Source organism: Streptomyces atratus, assembly GCF_040655115.1.
GTDB lineage: Bacteria > Actinomycetota > Actinomycetes > Streptomycetales > Streptomycetaceae > Streptomyces > Streptomyces atratus_D.
In genome coordinates this window covers 121,096-139,823 of record NZ_JBFAJH010000011.1, presented here as the reverse complement: position 1 = coordinate 139,823, position 18,728 = coordinate 121,096, and the positions used below count along the sequence as shown (strand labels likewise).

The window sequence follows — 18,728 nt, the reverse complement described above, 5'->3', positions numbered from 1 at the left end:
TGACAGAGCCAAGCCGTTCATCGAGCATTGCACGCCTTCCCATGCCCCTACGGTCCCTCGGATGGGTGAATACCGGGGCGTACTTCTTCCGGCTTCCCCCGTCGATCGCCTCATGATCACGACTCTGCCTTACGGTGCACCCTCGCGATCCAGTCCGCCGGTTTGGCGATCTCGGCCTTGGTGGGGAGCGTGTTCGGGGAGGTCCAGACCCGGTTGAAGCCGTCCATGCCGACCTCGTCGACGACGGCGCGCACGAACCGCTCGCCGTCCCGGTACTGGCGCAATTTGGCATCGAGGCCGAGGAGCTTGCGCAGTGCCTGGTCGAGGCGGCTGGCGCCGCGCGCCCGGCGCTGCTGGAACTTCTCCCGGATCTCTGCGACGGAGGAGACGACCTCGGGGCCCACACCGTCCATCACAAAGTCGGCGTGCCCTTCGAGCAGGGACATCACGGCGGTGAGCCGGCCGAGGATCTCGCGCTGGGCGGGGGTCTGGACGATCTCGACGAGGCTGCGGCCGCCGCCCTCCCCGTCCTCGCCCTCGGGCGTGCTGCCGACGAGCGACTGGGCGGCCTCGCGGAGCCGTTCCAGCACGGTCATCGGGTCGACGTCGGTCTCGTCGAGGAATGACTGGATCTCGCCCTGCAGATGGTCGCGGAGCCAGGGGACACCGGTGAACTGGGTGCGGTGGGTCTCCTCGTGGAGCGCGACCCAGAGCCGGAAATCGTGCGGGTCGACGTCGAGTTCGCGCTCGACGTGGACGACGTTCGGGGCGACGAGCAGCAGCCTGCCGCCGCCGCTGAGGGAGGCCGGCAGCTCACGGCTCGCGGGGGCGAACGTCTCGTACTGTCCGAGGACCCGGGAGGCCAGGAACGACAGCAGCATGCCCAGTTCGACGCCGGTCACCTTGGAGCCGACCGCGCCGAGCACGGCGCCGCCGGGGCCGCCGGAGCGCCGGTTCTCCATTTTCGCCAGGAGCGGGCGCAGCAGTTCGCGGAAGCCCGCGACGTTCGCCCGGATCCAGCCGGCCCGGTCGACGACGAGGACCGGGGTGTCCTCCGGTTCGGACCCCTCCGGGATCATCCGGGTGAAGGAACGGACGTGCTCCTCCGACGCCTTGGCATGCCTGCGGAGCTCCGCGACGACCTCGCGGGCCGCCTCGCGGCTGATGTCGGGTCCCGGCCGCACAAGCCGGGTCGCGGTCGCGACCGCGAGATTCCAGTCGACCATCTCGGCACCACCGATGCTCGTCATGCGTCAACCGTACGTGCTCGGGTCCGTCCGCGGTGTGCTGTTGACCGGCTCATCGGGTAGGGGCGGCGAGGGTCGTGGCGAGGGCGTCGAGGGCGGACTGGGCCTCGGACGGTGACGTCGTGCCGGACGCGAGGAAGGCGAAGGCGAGCAGCCGGCCCTGTGCGTCGACGACTGTCCCGGCGAGGGTGTTCACCCCGGTGAGGGTGCCGGTCTTGGCGCGGATCAGTCCGGTGCCGCGCGAGGTCGAGGTGTACCGGTCGCTGAGCGTGCCGGTGAAACCGGCGATCGGGAGGCCGGTCAGGACAGGGCGCAGCTCGGGGCGGCCGGGTTCGGCGGCGCGGGCGAGGAGGCCCGCCAGCAGCCCGGCGGTGACCTTGTCCTTGCGGTTGAGTCCGCTGCCGTCGGCGAAGTTCGCGCCGGCCAGCGGCAGGTGCAGCTTCTTGAGTCGGGCGGTGACGGCCCGTCGGCCGCCGTCGAAGTCGGCCGGTTCGCCGGCGGCCAGGGCGGTCTGCCGGGCCAGCGCCTCGGCGATGTCGTTGTCGCTGTTGGTCAGGGCCCGTTCGACCAGGGCGGACAGCGGGGCGGAGAGATGCTTGGCGACCGGCCGGGACGTGCCGGCGGCGCGGCCCGGCACGTGGTCGGACTCGGTGCGGATACCGGCGTCGTTCAGGAGGCCGGCGAAGGTGCGGGCGGCGTCACCGGCCGGGTCGGCGCTGCGCGGGGCGGGTCCGCTGTCCGTGCGGTCGAGCCGCGCCTCGTCCAGCATCAGGGCGCTGACCGGGGCGATGTTCTCGTTGGGTCCGATCGGGTGCAGGGCGGGGCCGGAGTACCGGGAGGTGTCGTACCGGAGCCGGACGGTGTCGACGCCGCGGTCGCGCAGGGCACGCACGGAGTCGGCGGCCAGTTCCCGCAGCGCCGCCTTGTCCAGGGTGGGGTCGCCGCCGCCCACGAGGGTGAGGGTGCGGGAGTCCGGGGATGCCTGCACGGTCGTGGCGATGCGGTGGTCGGGGCCGAGGGCGGAGAGCGCGGCGACGGCGGTGGCGATCTTGACGGTGGAGGCGGGCGTCATCGCTGTGTCGGCGCCCTTCCCGTACAACCGCTTGCCGGTGACGGTGTCGACGACGACGGCGGTACGGACGGTGCCGAGCGCGGAGGAGCCCAGCAGCTCGTCGAGAGTGGCACGGAGAGCGGCAGTTGCCCCGTCCGGCGTGTCCGGCGCGTCCGGAGCGGTCTCGTCGACCCCGGTACCGAGGGCCGCGAGGACGGCCGGGGCACTGGGGGCGGGGGCCGGCGCGGCGGGCGCGGCGGGTTCGTGATGTGCGCCACCTGTACGGTCCCGGGCGGCGGCCCACTGCTGCTCGGCCTTACGCTGACCCGAGTCCCAGGGACCGGCGGCGAGGACGGCGCCGGCTGCGAGCGCCAGGCCGAGGACGGCGGAGCCTGCCGTGAACTGCCAGTTGCTCAATCCGTTCACCTTGTTCAGACAGCCCGCCACGGCCGGCCTGCGCAACGCGTCCAACGGGTTGATCGACGGTCTTTTCACCGGATCGGCCACCGTTGACCAGCCCCTTTCGCGAGCACGCATCTCCGTGGGGGACACTTAATCACCAGTCGTATGTGTTGATCATGGAGGAGCCACCCGTGGAGTTCGACGTCACCATCGAGATCCCGAAGGGTTCGCGGAACAAGTACGAGGTGGACCACGAGACCGGTCGGATCCGCCTGGACCGTCGACTCTTCACCTCGACCAGCTACCCGGCGGACTACGGTTTCGTCGAGAACACCCTCGGCGAGGACGGCGACCCGCTGGACGCGCTGGTCATCCTGGACGAGCCGACCTTCCCCGGCTGCCTCATCAAGTGTCGCGCCATCGGCATGTTCCGCATGACGGACGAGGCCGGCGGCGACGACAAGCTGTTGTGCGTCCCGGCCTCCGACCCGCGGGTGGAGCACCTGCGCGACATCCACCACGTGTCGGAGTTCGACCGCCTGGAGATCCAGCACTTCTTCGAGGTCTACAAGGACCTGGAGCCCGGCAAGTCCGTCGAGGGTGCTGACTGGGTCGGCCGCGCCGAGGCCGAGGCCGAGATCGAGGCCTCCTACAAGCGCCTCGAGGCGCAGGGCGGCACGCACTGACACGTGCGGTGTCCGTGATCGCCGCGCAGGCGTGACCACGGTTCCGCTTACGGTTCCCGATGTGGTTCCGTAAAGAGTTCGGCGCAGCGAACGGGCGGCATACCTCTCACCGGTGTGCCGCCCGTTTCGCATACCCGCCCATGTCCGTGCCCATACTGGGCAGGAGCGCAACCCAAGACGCGCAGCCAAGAAGGAGCGAGGTCCAGTGGTGGCGGAGCCGGGCGGTCCCGAAGATCAGAAGCCCCAGTCCGACGAGGCGCGCAGCGCCTTCGTCCCGCCGGCCGGGGTGGAGCGCCCCGCGACGTCGCCCGAGGACGACCACCCCACCTCGGAGTTCGCCCTCCCGGCCGGTCTGACGACCGAACCGCAGGGATCCGGATCCGGCCCGGGCTCGGGTTCCGCTTCCGGGTCCGGACCGGGCTCCGGCTCGGGTTCGGACACCATCGGTTCGGCCTTCGCCCCGCCGCGCACGTACAGCGCCAGCCAGTCGCCGCCCGCCTTCACCCCCGCGCACGGCATCCCGATGGTCCGGCTGACCAAGGAAGCGCCCTGGCAGGACCGGATGCGCACGATGCTGCGGATGCCGGTCGCCGAGCGGCCGGCGCCCGAGCCGGTGCAGAAGCCCGACGACACCGGACCCGCGGTACCGCGCGTGCTCGACCTGACGCTGCGTATCGGGGAGCTGCTGCTCGCGGGTGGCGAGGGCGCGGAGGACGTCGAGGCAGCGATGTTCGCGGTGACCCGTTCGTACGGTCTCGACCGGTGCGAGCCGACGGTCACGTTCACGCTGCTGTCGATCTCGCACCAGCCGTCGCTGGTCGACGACCCGGTGACGGCCAGCCGTACCGTACGCCGTCGCGGCACCGACTACACCCGGCTGGCCGCCGTCTTCCGGCTCATCGACGACATCACCCACGAGGACGTCGAGGTCTCCCTGGAGGAGGCGTACCGACGGCTCGCCGAGATCCGGCGCAACCGGCATCCGTACCCCGGCTGGGTACTGACACTGGCCGGTGGCGGGCTGGCGGGTGCGGCATCGGTGCTGGTCGGCGGCAACGCACTGGTCTTCGTGGTGGCGGCGGTCGGCGCGATGCTCGGCGACCGGCTCGCCTGGCTCTGCGCGGGGCGCGGGCTGCCGGAGTTCTACCAGTTCGTGGTGGCGGCGATGCCCCCGGCCGCGATAGGGGTCGCGCTGACCCTGACCCACTCGACGGACATCCGGCCGTCCGCCGTCATCACCGGTGGGCTGTTCGCGCTGCTGCCGGGGCGGGCCCTGGTGGCGGGTGTGCAGGACGGGCTGACCGGCTACTACATCACCGCCGCCGCCCGTCTGCTCGAAGTCATGTACTTGTTCATCGGCATCGTCGTCGGTGTGCTGCTGGTCCTGTATCTGGGACTTCAGCTGGGCGCCCAGCTGAACCCCGAAGCCAGGTTCGTCGCCCACGACCGTCCGGTGGTGCAGATCCTGGCATCGATGGCGCTCTGTTTCGCCTTCGCGATCCTGCTCCAGCAGGACCGGTCCACCGTGCTGGCGGTGACCCTCAACGGCGCCGTGGCCTGGGTGATCTACGGAGCGATGGCCAGGACCGGCAACATCTCGCCGGTGGCGGCGACAGCGACGGCGGCCGGTCTGGTGGGCCTGTTCGGGCAGCTGCTCTCGCGCTACCGGTACACGTCGTCGCTGCCGTTCATCACGGCGGCGATCGGCCCGCTGCTGCCCGGCTCGGCCACGTACTTCGGTCTCCTGGGCATGGCACAGGGCAATGTGAACGCCGGGCTCGCCTCGCTGTCGTCCGCGGCGGCGACGGCGCTGGCCATCGCGATCGGGGTGAATCTGGGAAGCGAGATCTCCCGGCTGTTCATGCGGGTGCCCGGGGCGGTCGGCGGAGCGAACCGCCGCGCGGCCAAGCGGACGCGCGGCTTCTGACGCTGCCGCCGGTACGGCTCCCGGTCAGCGCTTGGCGTGCCGGCCGCGCTGGCCCGTGGACGGGGCGCCGCTCCCGGCGATCGGGCCCCGGTCCTCGCCGCCCCCGGCGGCCGCTTCCTTCTTCGACCTGCTGCGGGCGCGCAGGAACTCGATCGCGATCGGTACCACCGAGATCAGCACGATCAGGATGAGCATCGCCTCGATGTTGTCGCGGACGAGCCCGATCTGCCCGAGCCCGGCGCCGAGCAGTGTGACCCCGACGCCCCAGAGCACACCGCCGATGATGTTGAACGTGATGAACGAGCGGTAGTTCATCCGGCTCACACCGGCGATGATCGGCGTGAACGTACGCACGACGGGCACGAAGCGGGCCAGGATCAGCGACTTCGGCCCGTACTTCTCGAAGAACTCGTGGGCCTTCTCGACGTTCTCCTGCTTGAAGAGGCGGGAGTCGGGGCGCTTGAAGAGCGAAGGTCCGACCTTGCGGCCGAAGAGATAGCCCACCTGGTCGCCGATGATCGCCGCCAGCGCCACCAGGACGCAGACCAGCCACAGCGGGGTGTGCAGCTTCTCCGTCGTCACCAGCAGACCCGTGGTGAACAGCAGGGAGTCGCCGGGCAGGAAGAAGCCGATCAGCAGCCCGGACTCGGCGAAGACGATGACCAGCACACCGAGCAGTCCGAACTGCCCGATGAGATAGTCCGGGTCCAGCCAGCTCGGTCCGAGCGCAAGCGTATTCAAGGGTCCGGGCTCCAGGATCGGTCGATGGCGGCTGCGTGGCCGCCCAAAGCTATCAACGCCGGATGACCGCTCCGGGTTCCAGTGGATCGCGCGGGGATGCACACCGGGCGAACCGGGACAAAGCTGTCCCCAGGAGGTGCCACACGATGGGCATTGAGGATTACGGCGGCGGGCAGACGGCACAGTCCGATGTCCTGGTCGTCACCACGAACGACGTCCCCGGGTACCGCGTGACCCGGGTGATCGGTGAGGTGTTCGGCCTGACCGTGCGCTCGCGTCACCTCGGCAGCCAGATCGGCGCCGGGCTGAAGTCGATGATCGGCGGCGAGCTGAAGGGGCTGACCAAGACCCTCGTCCAGACCCGCAATCAGGCCATGGAGCGGCTCGTCGAGCAGGCGAAGGCGCGCGGCTCCAATGCGGTGCTGATGATGCGGTTCGATGTGACGGAGGCGGCCGACGCGGGCACGGAGGTCTGCGCGTACGGCACGGCGGCCGTCGTCGAGAAGGCCTGACCGAGCCGACGGGGGGCCGAGGTGCTCTCGGCCCCCGTATCCGGAGTCATCCCCGGCGCTCCGCGTTGGCGTTGATCGCGTCCCGCAGGTGTTCGGCCAGGCCGGGCCTGATCGACTCGTAGTAGGCGCGGAACTGCGGGTCGCTGACGTACATGTCGCCGAGCCCGCGGTGGATCTCGTAGGAGCACTCGTAGAACCATGTGGAGATGTGGAGCCGGTGCGCCTCGGCGAGCTCCGTCGCCCGCTCCCCGGCGGCGGGTTCGCCCGCCTCCATCACGGCGGTGTACGCCTCGCTCCACTCGGCGACCTCGGCCTGCATCCGCTTCCAGTCGGCCTTGGTGTAGCGGGCCACCCGGCGCTGCGACTCCGCGTACGTGGCGGTGGAGCCCCAACGGCGCTCCGCTTCCTCCGCGTGCTCCTCCGGGTCCTTGGCCCCGAAGACCTCGAACTTCTCCTCGGGCGTGAGATTGATACCCATCTTCCGTGCCTCCATGGCTGTTTCGACGCCGGCGGCCATCTTCTGGAGTTCGGCGATCCGACCGGACAGCAACGCGTGCTGGCGGCGCAGGTGGTCCTGCGGATCCGCGGCCGGGTCGTCGAGCAGCACCGCGATCTCTTCGAGCGGGAAGCCGAGTTCCCGGTAGAACAGGATCTGCTGCAGCCGGTCGAGGTCGGCGTCGCTGTAGCGCCGGTGGCCCGCGTGGCTGCGCCCGCCGGGCGAGAGCAGTCCGATCCCGTCGTAGTGGTGCAGGGTGCGCACCGTGACTCCGGCGAAACCGGCAACCTGTCCTACGGAGAAGTCCACGGCTCTCTGCTCCCTTCTGCTCTTCGCTCTGTACGTCGGTGCGTCGGTACGGGCCCGAGCCTGAGCCCTGACGCGACGTGAGGTGCAAGCCCGGACAGTACGGGCGACCTCTGGAGACCTCTGCGGTGAACCGGGGCCCCTCCCGGTCCTGTCCAACGCGCCTGTCACGGCAGTTGTCCGTATCGTCGCATCCGTATGGTCGTGCCGCGCCCTGCCCCACGGAGGTTCCTGCCATGCCCACGCCCGTCAACGTCGCCGTCGAGCAGGCCACCGCCAGAGCCACCACCAGCTGAGAAGGGCTGTCCGCCGATGCCACTCCATCAGGGTTCGAACCACGGCAGGGAGCCGTCCGAGGAGCGCCGCAGGCTCGCCTTCAACCCCTTCTTCGGGGAGGCGGACCCGACCGCGGGTATGACGTCCGCGCCGCCCAGACATCGGCTGCCCGACGGCCCGCTGCCGCCCTCCACCGCCTACGGACTCGTCCATGACGAGCTGATGCTCGACGGCAACTCCCGGCTCAACCTCGCCACCTTCGTCACCACCTGGATGGAGCCCGAGGCGGGGGTGCTGATGGGCGAGTGCCGGGACAAGAACATGATCGACAAGGACGAGTACCCGCGCACCGCCGAGCTGGAACGGCGCTGCGTGGCGATGCTCGCCGACCTGTGGAACGCCCCCGACCCGTCGACGGCCGTGGGCTGTTCGACCACCGGCTCCAGCGAGGCCTGCATGCTCGCCGGCCTGGCGCTCAAACGACGCTGGGCGGCCAGGAACGCCGACCGCTATCCGTCGACCGCCCGACCCAATCTGGTCATGGGCATCAACGTGCAGGTCTGCTGGGACAAGTTCTGCAATTTCTGGGAGGTCGAGGCCCGACAGGTCCCGATGGAGGGCGGCCGCTTCCATCTCGACCCGCAGGCCGCCGCCGAGCTCTGCGACGAGAACACCATCGGTGCCGTCGGGATCCTGGGCTCCACCTTCGACGGTTCGTACGAGCCCATCGCCGAACTCTGCGCCGCCCTGGACGCGCTGCAGGAGCGCACCGGGCTCGACATCCCCGTCCATGTCGACGGTGCGTCCGGTGCGATGGTGGCGCCGTTCCTGGACGAGGACCTGGTGTGGGACTTCCGGCTTCCCCGGGTGTCGTCCATCAACACCTCGGGGCACAAGTACGGTCTGGTGTACCCGGGTGTCGGCTGGGCGCTGTGGCGCTCGCCCGCCGAACTCCCCGAGGATCTCGTCTTCCGGGTCGACTACCTGGGCGGCGACATGCCGACCTTCGCACTGAACTTCTCCCGGCCCGGCGCCCAGGTGGTGGCTCAGTACTACACGTTCCTACGGCTGGGGCGGGACGGCTACCGGGCCGTTCAGCAGGCGTCCCGCGACGTGGCGAGCGGACTCGCCGCCCAGATCGAGAAGCTGGGCGACTTCCACCTCCTCACCCGGGGGGACGAGTTGCCCGTCTTCGCGCTGACGACCGCGCCCGGAGTGCGGGCGTACGACGTCTTCGACGTGTCCCGGCGGCTGCGCGAGCACGGCTGGCTGGTGCCCGCGTACACCTTCCCCGCCAACCGGCAGGACCTGTCGGTGCTCCGGGTGGTGTGCCGCAACGGCTTCTCCTCGGACCTCGCGGAACTGCTCATGGAGGACCTGCGCATTCTGCTGCCCGACCTGCGCTCCCAGCGCCATCCGTTGAGCCACGACCGGGACGTCAGGACGGCGTTCCATCACTGAGTCGGGGGGCGGGGGTTCTACCGGCCGAGCCGGGCGAACCTCCGCACCGCCAGCGGGAAGAACACCGCGATCAGTGCCAACGGCCATACCAAGGCGAGAAGTTCCGCATGGGCGGCCGCCCAGGACCCCCCGGAACCGCCGGGGTTGCCGAACAGCCCGCGGGCCGCCGTGGCCGCCGCCGACATCGGGTTCCACTCGACGACCGCGCCCAGCCCGTCCGGCATCGACTCCGGCGTCGCGAATACGTTGGAGAGGAAACCGGCCGGCCAGACCAGGATCTGCACCGCCTGCACCATCTCCGGCTTCCCCGCCACCATCGCCAGCTGGATGCCGATCCACAGCATCGCGAACCGCAGCAGCAGGAGCAGCCCTACCGCGCCCAGCGCCGCGGTGACCCCGTTGTGCCAGCGCCAGCCGACCGCGTATCCGACGCCGGTCATCACCGCGAGCGCCGCCACCGACTGGAGCATGTCCGCGACGCTCCGGCCGACCAGCACCGAGCCGGACACCATCGGCATGGCGCGGAACCGGTCGATGACGCCCTTGGTGAGGTCCTGGGTGACGGCGAGCATGGTTGCTTCCAGGCCGAACGCCATGGTCAGCGCGAGCATGCCCGGCACCAGGAACTCGGCGTGGTCGCCGTCGACTCCTCGGCCGCCGCCGACCAGATACGTGAACATCAGCAGCAGCATCACGGGGAAGACCAGACCGACGACGATCCGCACCGGCTGCCGCGCCCAGTGGGCGAGTTCGCGCCGGGTCATCGTCCAGGAATCGGCCAGCGCCCAGCCGACCGCGCTCGTGCCGGTGCGCGAACCGGTGGCACTCATGCGGCAACCTCCGTGTCCGCGCCCGTGAGCGCCATGAAGACCTCGTCCAGGGTGGGGCGGCGCACCGCGACGTCATCCGCCTCGATCCCCGCCTCCTGCAGCGCCCGCACCGTCCGGGTCAGCGTCGCCATCCGGTCCCCGGCGGGCGCCCCGATCAGCCGCCGGTCGGCGTCGAGGACCGTGCCGCCCGTCAGGAGCCGCGCCGCGGTGTCCAGCTGGGACGCGTCACGGACGACGACGACGATACGATCCCCGCCCACCTGCGCCTTCAGCGTGTCGGCGGTGCCGCCCGCGACGACCCGGCCGCCGTCGATCAGCGAGATCCGGTCCGCGAGCTGATCGGCCTCCTCCAGATACTGCGTGGTCAGCAGGACAGTCGTGCCCCCTCCGACCAGGGAGCGCACCGACGACCACACCTCGGCACGCCCGCGCGGGTCGAGTCCGGTCGTCGGCTCGTCCAGGAAGAGCACCTCGGCGTCGGTGAGGAGGGAGGCGGCCAGATCGAGCCGCCGGCGCATACCGCCGCTGTACTCCTTGACCGGCTTGCGGCCGGTGTCCGCGAGCCCGAAGCGGGCCAGCAGTTCGTCGGCCCGCACGCCCGCCCGGCGTGCGCCCAGGTGGTGCAGCCGGCCGAACATCTCCAGGTTCTGCCGTCCGCCGAGCTCCTCGTCGAGGGCGGCGTGCTGCCCGAGCAGCCCGATCCGCCGCCGGACCTCACCGGCCTCGGTCCGTACGTCGAACCCCGCCACCTCGGCCCGGCCCCCGTCGGGGCGGAGCAGCGTGGACAGGACGCGTACGGCCGTGGTCTTGCCCGCGCCGTTGGGGCCGAGCACGGCGTGCACCGTGCCCCGGCCGACCGTGAGATCGAGGCCGTCCAGGGCGCGCCTGCCCCCGTACTTCTTGCGCACATCGTCGAGAACGATCGCGTCCGCCACTCTCGCCACACCCTCTCGTCGCCACCCGCCCCATCTAGTCAAACTTGACTAGATGGGGAAAGGTAACCGGAGCCAACCCATTCGTCAAACTTGATCAGTCGAGATCCCCGGGATCCGGGACACCGGTCGCGTACGGGTTCTCCTCACCCTCGGCCAGCACCCCGACGAACGGGTCACCCTCCCCCGCGAAGGTGTAGGCGCCGCCCTCGATCCGCTCGATCAGCCCCCGCGTCCACTCGGCCCCCGCGTCCGCCGAGTGGACCCACATGTTCATGATCTCGCCGATGTGGCCGAGCGACTCGGGACCGTCCTCCGGCGTGTAGTACTCGGTGACCGAAGCCCGCCAGGCCGCCAGTCCCGCCACCCGCTCCTTGAGCAGCGCGACCGCCTCGGACCGCTCCAGGTCGACGATGAAGCCGATGCCCGCCGACAGCACGTCCATCTTCTGGTCGTACGAGGTCAGCGCCGCACGCAGCAGCGAGAGGTACTCCCCGGTGCCCTTCTCGGTGATCTCGTACTCGGTACGCGGCGGGCCGCCCGCGGTGCTCGGGGCGATCTCATGGGCGATCAGCAGCCCCTGCTTCGCCATCTGCTTCAGGGCGTGGTACACCGAGCCCGGCTTGGCGTTGGACCACTCGTGGGCGCCCCAGTACTCCAGGTCGTTGCGGACCTGATAGCCGTGCGCCCGGCCGTGCTGACGCACGGCACCGAGCACCAGCAGCCGGATCGCGGACATCCCACCCACCCTTCCTATTCAACTTTGACCAGAGTAGCCCGCCTCCTCGGCGACCAGTTCGAACGCGGTGCGGCCGTCCAGGGACTCCCGGATGATGTCCGCGTGCCCGGCGTGCCGGGCGATCTCCTCGACGAGATGGACCAGCAGCCAGCGCATCGAGCAGCGCTCGTCCTTCGGGAACCAGGGCGCCTCGGGCAGCGGGAACGTGTCGTTCATGCTCTCCACCGAGTGGATGAACTCCTCGGTCTCCGCCGCGACCTTCGCCCAGAACTCCAGCATCTCCGGGACCGTCTCGCCCCCGACCAGCCGGAAGCTGTCCGCCCAGGTCTCCTCGGTGCGGGCCTTCTCGTTGGGGCGCTGCTGGGCGAGGCGCAGCCAGTTCAGCTCGGTCTCGGCGACATGCTTGAGCAGCCCGGAGAGGGAGAGTTCGCTGGCGCTGGGCCGGCTCGCCGCCTGCTCCTCGGTGAGTCCGAGCAGCGAGCGCCGGATCGCGCCGCGCTGGGTCTCGACGAAGGAGAGGAGCGCGCCGCGCTCGTCGCCGTGGGCCTCTGCGGGAACGTGAGTGACCATGATGTCCGCCCTTCGGAACCGTTCGAGCCCGCGCTCGGTGTCTTCCTGACACCGACCAAGCTACGGACCCTTGCGGACAGCTTCCGTCCTCAACGAGCGTGCATCAGAGGGAGAATTCGGTCCGGCCGTGCTGGATCGAGATCCACTTCTGGGTGGTGAACGCCTCCACGGTGGCATCGCCGTTCAGCCGCCCGGCCCCGGAGAACTTCTCGCCTCCGAACGCCACCATCGGGTCGTCCGCGATCGTGGAGTCGTTGACGTGGAACATCCCGGTGACGACACGCTGTGCGAACCGCACCCCGCGCTCGGCGTTCCCGGTGTGCACGGCGCCGCTCAGCCCGTACGGGGTGTCATTGGCGATCCGCACGGCCTCCTCCTCGCCGTCGAACGTCATCAGCAGCGCCACCGGCCCGAAGATCTCCTGGGCCAGCAGCGGCGATTCGTCCGGGAGACCCGCGAGGACGGTCGGCTCGACGAGATTGCCGCGGGTTCCGCCCCGTACGAGCGCCGTGGCGCCTTCGGCGACCGCCTGGTCGATCAGCGCCGTCAGCGCGTCGGCCTGGAAGGTGTTGATGACCGGGCCGATCTGGGTGGCGGGGTCGCGCGGGTCGCCGGTCCTGAGCGCGGCCACCTTGGCGGTGAACTTCTCGGTGAATTCCGGCGCGATGGAGCGGTCCACGAGGATGCGGTTGGCGGCCATGCAGACCTGCCCCTGGTAGACGAAGCGGCTGAAGACGGCCGCGTCGACCGCGTAGTCGATGTCCGCGTCGTCCAGCACCACCAGGGCGCTGTTGCCGCTGAGTTCGAGGATGGCCCGCTTGAGGAGTCCGCCCGCGGTGGCACCGACATGGCGGCCGACCCGGTCCGAGCCGGCGAAGGAGATCACCTTGGGCACGGGATGCGCTATCAGTGCGTCGCCGATCTCGGCGATGTCGGTGACCAGGACGTTGAGCAGTCCGGGGGGCAGCCCGGCGTCCTCGAAGATCTTGGCGATTACTCCGCCGCCGACGACGGGAGCGTTCTGGTTGGGTTTGATGACGACCGCGTTGCCGAGCGCCAGGGCCGGTGCGACCGACTTCATCGTCACCAGGAAAGGGAAGTTGAACGGGCTGATCACACCGATGACGCCGACGGGCAGCCGGTAGACGCGGTTCTCCTTGCCGTCCACCGGGGACGGCAGGATCCGCCCCTCGGGGCGGAGCGCCTGCTGGATCGCCTCGCGCAGGAAGTCCATGGCGCAGCGGATCTCGAACTCCGCCTTGAGCCGGGTGCCTCCCAGCTCGTCGATGATCGCCCCGATGATGTCCTCGGTGCGCTCCTCGGTGATACGCAGGGCGCGTTCGAGGACGAGGCGGCGTTCGTACGGGTTGGTGGTGGCCCAGACCCGCTGGGCACGCTCGGCGGCACGGTAGGCCTCGTCGACCTCCTGCGCGGTGGCGACGGTGATGGCGGCGAGCTTTTCGCCGTTGTACGGATTGAAATCGATGATGTCCCACGAGCCGGTGCCGGTCCGCCACTCACCGTCGATGTACTGGTTGGCCAGCTCGTTGAAGAAGGACATGCGATCCCTTACTGCAGGTGCAGACTCCTGTTGATACGTCATCGTACTGATGAATCAGGCCAGTTGAAGAAGGCCGCGGAGCAGATCACGGCTCTCTTCGGGACCCGGACTGTCCTGGTGGAGCCGCGTCATCGCCTTTTCGTACTGGGCGACTTCCTCGGCCTTGTCCAGATAGAGCGCACTTGTCAGCTGCTCCAAATAGACAATGTCCGACAGGTCGGATTCCGGGAATCGCAGCATCGTAAAGGAGCCGCTCTCCCCGGCGTGTCCGCCAAAACTGAAGGGCATCACTTGGAGCGTGATGTTCGGATGCTCCGACATTTCAATCAGATGCCGCAATTGCGCACGCATCACTTCGCGTTCGCCGTACGGGCGGCGCAGTGCCGCTTCGTCCAGCACGGCATGGAAGCTCGGGGCGCGTTCGGAGACGAGAATCTTCTGCCGCTCGAGCCGGAGCGCGACCCGGCGGTCGATCTCGGCGGCGGGTGCGCCGGACATACCGCGGGAGACGACGGCGTGCGCATAGGCCTCGGTCTGCAACAGACCGTGGACGAACTGGACTTCGTAGATCCGGATGAGCGAGGCCGCCCCCTCCAGACCGATGTACGTCTGGAACCATCCGGGCAGCACGTCCCCGTAACTGTGCCACCAGCCCGCCACGTTGGCTTCACGGGCCAGGACGAGGAGCGAGTCGCGCTCCGCCTCGTCCGTGACTCCGTAGAGCGTGAGCAGGTCCTCGACGTCCCTGGCCTTGAAGCTCACCCGTCCCAACTCCATGCGGCTGATCTTCGATTCGGAAGCACGGATGGAGTAGCCGGCCGCCTCGCGGGTGATGCCGCGCGAGTCGCGCAGCCGCCTGAGCTGAGAGCCCAGCAGGATGCGCCGCACCACGGATCCACTCGACTCGCCTGCCGCCACTGGTCCAACCCTCCCCATCGCTTCCTGGGCATCGGGGCACCCCCTGAACCCCAAGAGCCGGATTCTGCCATCAAAACGCTTCAGCCCGTACTCATTCGATTACGGAAATGAGAAGACTTACAGAAAGCCATGAATCTGTCCGTAGGAAGAAATGAGCAAGAACCGGCACGGGATCGGACAGGTCCGGCGCGTGCACGTGCATCTGCCCTTGCATCTGCTCAGCGCATTCGGAACCATGGGCACCGCGCACCTGCGTGCTCGTTCGTGTTGTGCCGCTGTACCACCGCAGTACCGCTACAGCCGCGAATCCCGGGAGTGCCTCGCATGGGGACGAATGGATCGACGATGCTCGGGCCGTTAAGGCAGGGCCTCCCCCCCATCGATCCCTCAGCCGCCTCCGGATCGGCCACCTGCACCCTGCCGGCCCGGTACGAAGCCGTCGGTGGGGCCCGCCAGTTCACCAGGGCGACGCTGGACCGGTGGGAGCTGAGCGACCGTTTCGACGACGTCGCCCTGGTCGTCTCCGAACTCGTCACCAACGCACTGCGGCACGCGCTGCCCGACGACGCCCCGAGGGATCCCCAGGAGGCGCCGGTGAGGCTGTACTTGATGCGCTGGTCCTCACGGCTGGTGTGCGCGGTGCGCGACCCCAGTCAGGCGAGTCCGGTGGCGTCCGAGGCGGCGGACTCGGCGGAGTCGGGCCGCGGGCTGTTCCTGGTGGAGTCGTTCAGTGACGGCTGGGGCTGGCACCCGTCCCCCGCACTGGGTCCGGAGAATCCGCCGACGGGCTCGCAGGCGCCGCGCGGCAAGGTGGTCTGGGCGCTGTTCCGGCTCTCCGGCGCCGCCTGACGCACGCGGGTCCGCGTTTTCCACGCGTACGCCGGTCAGCCGCCCGCTGTCAAATGATCGAACTCCCCGTCCTTCACGCCGAGCAGCAGCGCCTCTATCTCAGCCGGCGTATAGACCAGAGCGGGCCCGTCGGGGTGGCGTGAATTCCGCATCGCCACATCCCCGTCGGGCAGCTTGGCGAACTCCACGCAGGATCCCTGGGAGTTGCTGTGCCTGCTCTTCTGCCAGACGACTCCGCGAAGCTCTGTGGCCGCCATGCCGTTGTACACGTGGTGCACAGGACGCTCCCCGAGTTGCAAGGTGCAAGTGTCAACTGGTTCGGATCATAGCTGTGTTCATATACCGATGCATGAGCAGATGCACGTGCACGCGCGGTGTTCTCTTGATTACAGCTTTGCCTTCCCCCGACTGCCGCTCCACGGAGAGACAGACGAACGGAACGTCTATTTGGCTCCCACCAGCAGGAGTTGCCCCGCAAATCGATCGGCGCGCCCTGGTAACTTTGCCCGGTCTTTCGTCAACAAGGGGGAATTCCAGGTGCACCCACTCGTACGTACCGGCGCCGTCGTCGTCGCGGGTCTGTCCGCCGCTGTCGCGCTGACGGGCTGCGGCAGTGACAGCGGGAAGAGCGTGCCCGACACGGGCGCAGCCGACGTGCGCACCTCGGCACCCGCCGACGGCAGCGGTTCCACGTCGGACGCCGCGGCGCTCGACGGGACATGGGCCGGGGTGAGCGGCGGCAAGGCCGTCGCCCTGTCCGTCACCGCCGGGAAGGCCGCGCTCGTCGCCGACGCCCACGTCTGCTCGGGCGAGGTGAAAGACATGGGCAAGGTGATGCTGGCGCTGAAGTGCACCGACGGTGACACCGCCCGCACCATGGGAACCATCACGTCCAACGACGGCAGGGCGATCGTCGTGGAGTGGGACGCCGGCGCCAAGGACACCCTGGCCAAGACGGAGCCGGGCGCGCTGCCGACGGGACTGCCGGGCCTGCCCACCCCGTGACGCGGGAGCGGTACCGGACCGTTCAGCTCCGTCCGGCACCGCTCGTCCCGAACCGGTCGCCCGCGCCGCCGTCCAGCGCCCGGGAGAACTCCTCCAGGGACTCCAGCAGCAGGTCGGCCCCGTTCCGCACGACCGGATCGGATGTCTGCCCGCACCGCCGGTCCTCCTCGTCCCACCGCTCCAGCGCCTCACGGACCGCGTCGCAGCGCGGCACGCGGCGCTCCCGTACGTCCTTCGCGCCCTGCTCGGTGGCCCGGCGCAGCGCGTCGGCGAGTTGCGGGGCGGCGGGTACCGGGGTGGCGCCGCCCGCCGGCAGGTGCCCCTCCATCAGCATCGCGGCCCGGCCGAGCTGGACGAGGGCGTGCTGGGCGTCCTCCGCGGCGGCGCGGGAGAGGCCGCGGTGGCGCACGGGTTCGTGCTGGGCCCTCGCGACCGCCTCCTGCCAGGCCACACGGGCTTCGCGGGAGGCGAGGAGCGCGGCGCGGACGTCCTCGGGACCGCGTTCCGCCGGGTCCGCGTACTGGTCGACGACGGCGGCGGCGTACCGCCCGACGGCTGCCAGCCAGGTGCCGAGCCGGTTCCGCAGCCGAGGCGTCTCCCAGGCCGGATAGACGGCGTACGAGATCATCGCGAGGACCCCGCCCACCAGGGTGAGGACGACGCGTTCGGGCACGGTCTGCGCCCATGCGCCGCCCGCCATGCCGAGCAGGAAGACGACGTACGCGGAGAGGCACGCCTGGCCGACCACGTACCCGGTGCGCATCAGCAGGTACATCAGCAGGGCGCAGACGACGGCGAGAGCGGCGGCGAGACCGACGCCGGGGTCGCCGGCCTGGACGATGGCGGTGGCGACGAAGACCCCGACGATCGTGCCGCCGAACCGGCCCGCGGCTCGGGCGTACGTCTGGGAGAACTCGGGCCGCATCACCATGACGGCGGCCATCGGCGCCCAGTAGCCGTGACCGAACGGCAGGGCGGCGCCGATGAGATAGCCGACGGCGACGACGACAGTGGCCCGGACGGCGTGCCGCAGGATCGGCGAACCGGGGCGCAGTTCGGCGCGCATCGCCCGCAGGACGACGGGGACCAGCCGCGGCAGGGTGGGGCGGCGGCGGTGCGGGGCGATCGTGTCGGCCGCGTCATCGGCCTCCGCCCGGTCCTCCTTCGTCCCGTCGCCCTCGGCGGTCTCGATGACATCGGCGAGCAGCGCGCTGAGGCGGCGCGCGGCGCGGCCCGCCGCTCCGGTGAGGATCGCCCCGGTGTCGGGGGTCTTCAGGGCGGCTACGGCGGGGGCGGGGAGGCGCATCGGTGCGCCGTGCCGGATCGCGTGGGCCGCGGCGTCCAGTACGGAGCCCGCGGCGGCGAGGAGTTCGCGGACCCGGCCGCGTTCCGGACCTCCGGCGGGGGCGCCCACCGCCGGGTCCGCGAGCGAGGCGAGCACCGGTCTGATCCGTTCGGCGAGGCCGCGGGCGCCGTGCAGTTCGGCGGGGCGGTGGCGGGCCTGGCGCGGGGTGACGGCAGCGGCGTTGCGGGCGGTCATCAGCGGGACCGGGTCGAACTCGGCGACCGGGTCGTGGCGCAGCCTGCGCGCGTAATCGGCCTCCGCCGCCAGTGCGTCGGCCAGGGCGTCGCGCTGGGCGCCCCATCTGCGTACCGGAAACAGGACGATCAGCGTCGCCTGGACGACCCCGCCGAACGCGATCATCACGGCGTGCACGGCCGCCTGGGCGACGGAGGCGGGGAGGGTGATCGTGACCAGCATGATGCCGACATTGGACGCGGCGATGAGGCCGCCCGTCGGCCCGGCCGCCCAGACCAGCCCGGCCAGGAATGTCCAGAGGACGAGCAGGGCGATGAACAGCAGGAGATGGGCGCCGGCGAGATAGCCGATGAACGTCGACACGGCGAGACTCGCACCGGAGACCAGGGCCAGGACGGGCCGGGGGCGCCAGCTGCGCTGGAACGTGGCGATGGCCGCCTGGAACGCACCGAACGCGGAGCTGGCGGCGACCACTGGTCCCAAGAAGGCGAGGCTGACCCCGATGACCAGGGCGAGTCCGGCCGCACCACGGACCGCGACGAGCGGTTCGAGGCGCCGCCGCTCGATCGTCAGCCCCGAGCGGGCGGTCTCTCTCAGCGCCCGGAGCCAGCTCATGGACCGAGCCTAGCCGGAATGCCCGACGTATCAGACTTTCCGGTCATCCGGTCGCAGGAGGGGC

18 protein-coding genes are annotated in these 18,728 nt (G+C 70.2%); 6 read left to right on the top strand and 12 right to left on the bottom strand.

The features are described 5' to 3' along the window. Positions 1-116: 116 nt before the first annotated feature. Positions 117-1,250, bottom strand: a complete 1,134-nt coding sequence (locus AB0I23_RS15895) for a zinc-dependent metalloprotease (protein ID WP_359109761.1) — start codon at positions 1,248-1,250, stop codon at positions 117-119. Between the two features lie 49 nt (positions 1,251-1,299). Next, complete coding sequence (gene dacB / locus AB0I23_RS15890) at positions 1,300-2,805, bottom strand: D-alanyl-D-alanine carboxypeptidase/D-alanyl-D-alanine endopeptidase (RefSeq protein ID WP_436846938.1); 1,506 nt, start codon at positions 2,803-2,805, stop codon at positions 1,300-1,302. Between the two features lie 86 nt (positions 2,806-2,891). Here dacB and AB0I23_RS15885 point away from each other — a divergent pair, with 86 nt between their 5' ends. Both AB0I23_RS15885 and AB0I23_RS15880 read left to right on the top strand, forming a co-directional pair. Then, the gene (locus AB0I23_RS15885; protein WP_359109822.1) at positions 2,892-3,386 is read left to right on the top strand and encodes an inorganic diphosphatase; all 495 of its coding nucleotides are present in this window, start codon (positions 2,892-2,894) and stop codon (positions 3,384-3,386) included. A 205-nt stretch (positions 3,387-3,591) separates the two neighbouring features. After that, positions 3,592-5,313, top strand: a complete 1,722-nt coding sequence (locus AB0I23_RS15880) for a threonine/serine ThrE exporter family protein (RefSeq protein ID WP_359109759.1) — start codon at positions 3,592-3,594, stop codon at positions 5,311-5,313. Positions 5,314-5,337: 24 nt separating this feature from the next. Here AB0I23_RS15880 and AB0I23_RS15875 read toward each other — a convergent pair whose 3' ends face one another. Then, positions 5,338-6,054, bottom strand: a complete 717-nt coding sequence (locus AB0I23_RS15875; protein WP_359109758.1) for a DedA family protein — start codon at positions 6,052-6,054, stop codon at positions 5,338-5,340. 146 nt (positions 6,055-6,200) lie between these two features. Between AB0I23_RS15875 and AB0I23_RS15870 the strand changes: the two genes are divergently transcribed. Continuing rightward, entirely contained in the window at positions 6,201-6,566 is a 366-nt protein-coding gene (locus AB0I23_RS15870; RefSeq protein ID WP_359109757.1) for a YbjQ family protein, read from the top strand. A gap of 46 nt (positions 6,567-6,612) precedes the next feature. Here AB0I23_RS15870 and AB0I23_RS15865 read toward each other — a convergent pair whose 3' ends face one another. Beyond that, a complete protein-coding gene (locus tag AB0I23_RS15865; RefSeq protein ID WP_359109756.1) occupies positions 6,613-7,371 on the bottom strand; it encodes a MerR family transcriptional regulator in 759 nt (252 codons plus the stop codon). 309 nt (positions 7,372-7,680) lie between these two features. Between AB0I23_RS15865 and AB0I23_RS15860 the strand changes: the two genes are divergently transcribed. Then, positions 7,681-9,105 (top strand): glutamate decarboxylase, encoded by a 1,425-nt coding sequence (locus tag AB0I23_RS15860; protein ID WP_359109755.1) that lies wholly within the window; start codon positions 7,681-7,683, stop codon positions 9,103-9,105. 17 nt (positions 9,106-9,122) lie between these two features. Here AB0I23_RS15860 and AB0I23_RS15855 read toward each other — a convergent pair whose 3' ends face one another. The 6 genes from AB0I23_RS15855 to AB0I23_RS15830 form a co-directional block, all read right to left on the bottom strand. Next, positions 9,123-9,935 (bottom strand): ABC transporter permease, encoded by an 813-nt coding sequence (locus AB0I23_RS15855; RefSeq protein ID WP_359109754.1) that lies wholly within the window; start codon positions 9,933-9,935, stop codon positions 9,123-9,125. Then, a complete protein-coding gene (locus AB0I23_RS15850) occupies positions 9,932-10,870 on the bottom strand; it encodes an ATP-binding cassette domain-containing protein (RefSeq protein ID WP_359109753.1) in 939 nt (312 codons plus the stop codon). The genes AB0I23_RS15855 and AB0I23_RS15850 overlap by 4 nt, the downstream gene beginning before the upstream one ends. Before the next feature lie 94 nt (positions 10,871-10,964). Further along, positions 10,965-11,606, bottom strand: a complete 642-nt coding sequence (locus AB0I23_RS15845) for a PadR family transcriptional regulator (protein ID WP_359109752.1) — start codon at positions 11,604-11,606, stop codon at positions 10,965-10,967. Between the two features lie 18 nt (positions 11,607-11,624). Then, a complete protein-coding gene (locus AB0I23_RS15840; RefSeq protein ID WP_359109751.1) occupies positions 11,625-12,176 on the bottom strand; it encodes a DinB family protein in 552 nt (183 codons plus the stop codon). Between the two features lie 103 nt (positions 12,177-12,279). Continuing rightward, complete coding sequence (locus AB0I23_RS15835; protein WP_359109750.1) at positions 12,280-13,737, bottom strand: aldehyde dehydrogenase family protein; 1,458 nt, start codon at positions 13,735-13,737, stop codon at positions 12,280-12,282. A gap of 54 nt (positions 13,738-13,791) precedes the next feature. Further along, positions 13,792-14,673 carry a helix-turn-helix domain-containing protein gene (locus tag AB0I23_RS15830; RefSeq protein WP_359109749.1) on the bottom strand — a complete coding sequence of 294 codons (882 nt, stop codon included), beginning with the start codon at positions 14,671-14,673 and terminating at the stop codon, positions 13,792-13,794. Between the two features lie 327 nt (positions 14,674-15,000). On the opposite strand from AB0I23_RS15830, the gene AB0I23_RS15825 reads away from it, so the two are divergent. Beyond that, positions 15,001-15,504: an ATP-binding protein gene (locus AB0I23_RS15825; protein WP_359109748.1), complete on the top strand. Its 504-nt coding sequence runs from the start codon at positions 15,001-15,003 to the stop codon at positions 15,502-15,504. A 35-nt stretch (positions 15,505-15,539) separates the two neighbouring features. On the opposite strand, the gene AB0I23_RS15820 is transcribed toward AB0I23_RS15825, so the two are convergent. Then, on the bottom strand, positions 15,540-15,782 hold the full coding sequence (locus AB0I23_RS15820) for a DUF397 domain-containing protein (RefSeq protein ID WP_359109747.1): 243 nt from the start codon (positions 15,780-15,782) through the stop codon (positions 15,540-15,542). A gap of 259 nt (positions 15,783-16,041) precedes the next feature. Between AB0I23_RS15820 and AB0I23_RS15815 the strand changes: the two genes are divergently transcribed. Then, positions 16,042-16,509, top strand: a complete 468-nt coding sequence (locus tag AB0I23_RS15815) for a hypothetical protein (RefSeq protein ID WP_436846937.1) — start codon at positions 16,042-16,044, stop codon at positions 16,507-16,509. 22 nt (positions 16,510-16,531) lie between these two features. On the opposite strand, the gene AB0I23_RS15810 is transcribed toward AB0I23_RS15815, so the two are convergent. Next, complete coding sequence (locus AB0I23_RS15810; protein ID WP_359109746.1) at positions 16,532-18,664, bottom strand: FUSC family protein; 2,133 nt, start codon at positions 18,662-18,664, stop codon at positions 16,532-16,534. Positions 18,665-18,728 lie beyond the last annotated feature (64 nt).

Coding starts and splice junctions, on each gene's coding strand:
- AB0I23_RS15855 (WP_359109754.1), bottom strand. CDS start 9,935: ATGAGTGCCACCGGTTCGCGCACCGGCACGAGCGCGGTCGGCTGGGCG.
- AB0I23_RS15840 (WP_359109751.1), bottom strand. CDS start 12,176: ATGGTCACTCACGTTCCCGCAGAGGCCCACGGCGACGAGCGCGGCGCG.
- AB0I23_RS15870 (WP_359109757.1), top strand. CDS start 6,201: ATGGGCATTGAGGATTACGGCGGCGGGCAGACGGCACAGTCCGATGTC.
- AB0I23_RS15895 (WP_359109761.1), bottom strand. CDS start 1,250: ATGACGAGCATCGGTGGTGCCGAGATGGTCGACTGGAATCTCGCGGTC.
- AB0I23_RS15835 (WP_359109750.1), bottom strand. CDS start 13,737: ATGTCCTTCTTCAACGAGCTGGCCAACCAGTACATCGACGGTGAGTGG.
- AB0I23_RS15860 (WP_359109755.1), top strand. CDS start 7,681: ATGCCACTCCATCAGGGTTCGAACCACGGCAGGGAGCCGTCCGAGGAG.
- AB0I23_RS15810 (WP_359109746.1), bottom strand. CDS start 18,664: ATGAGCTGGCTCCGGGCGCTGAGAGAGACCGCCCGCTCGGGGCTGACG.
- AB0I23_RS15825 (WP_359109748.1), top strand. CDS start 15,001: ATGCTCGGGCCGTTAAGGCAGGGCCTCCCCCCCATCGATCCCTCAGCC.
- AB0I23_RS15830 (WP_359109749.1), bottom strand. CDS start 14,673: ATGGGGAGGGTTGGACCAGTGGCGGCAGGCGAGTCGAGTGGATCCGTG.
- AB0I23_RS15845 (WP_359109752.1), bottom strand. CDS start 11,606: ATGTCCGCGATCCGGCTGCTGGTGCTCGGTGCCGTGCGTCAGCACGGC.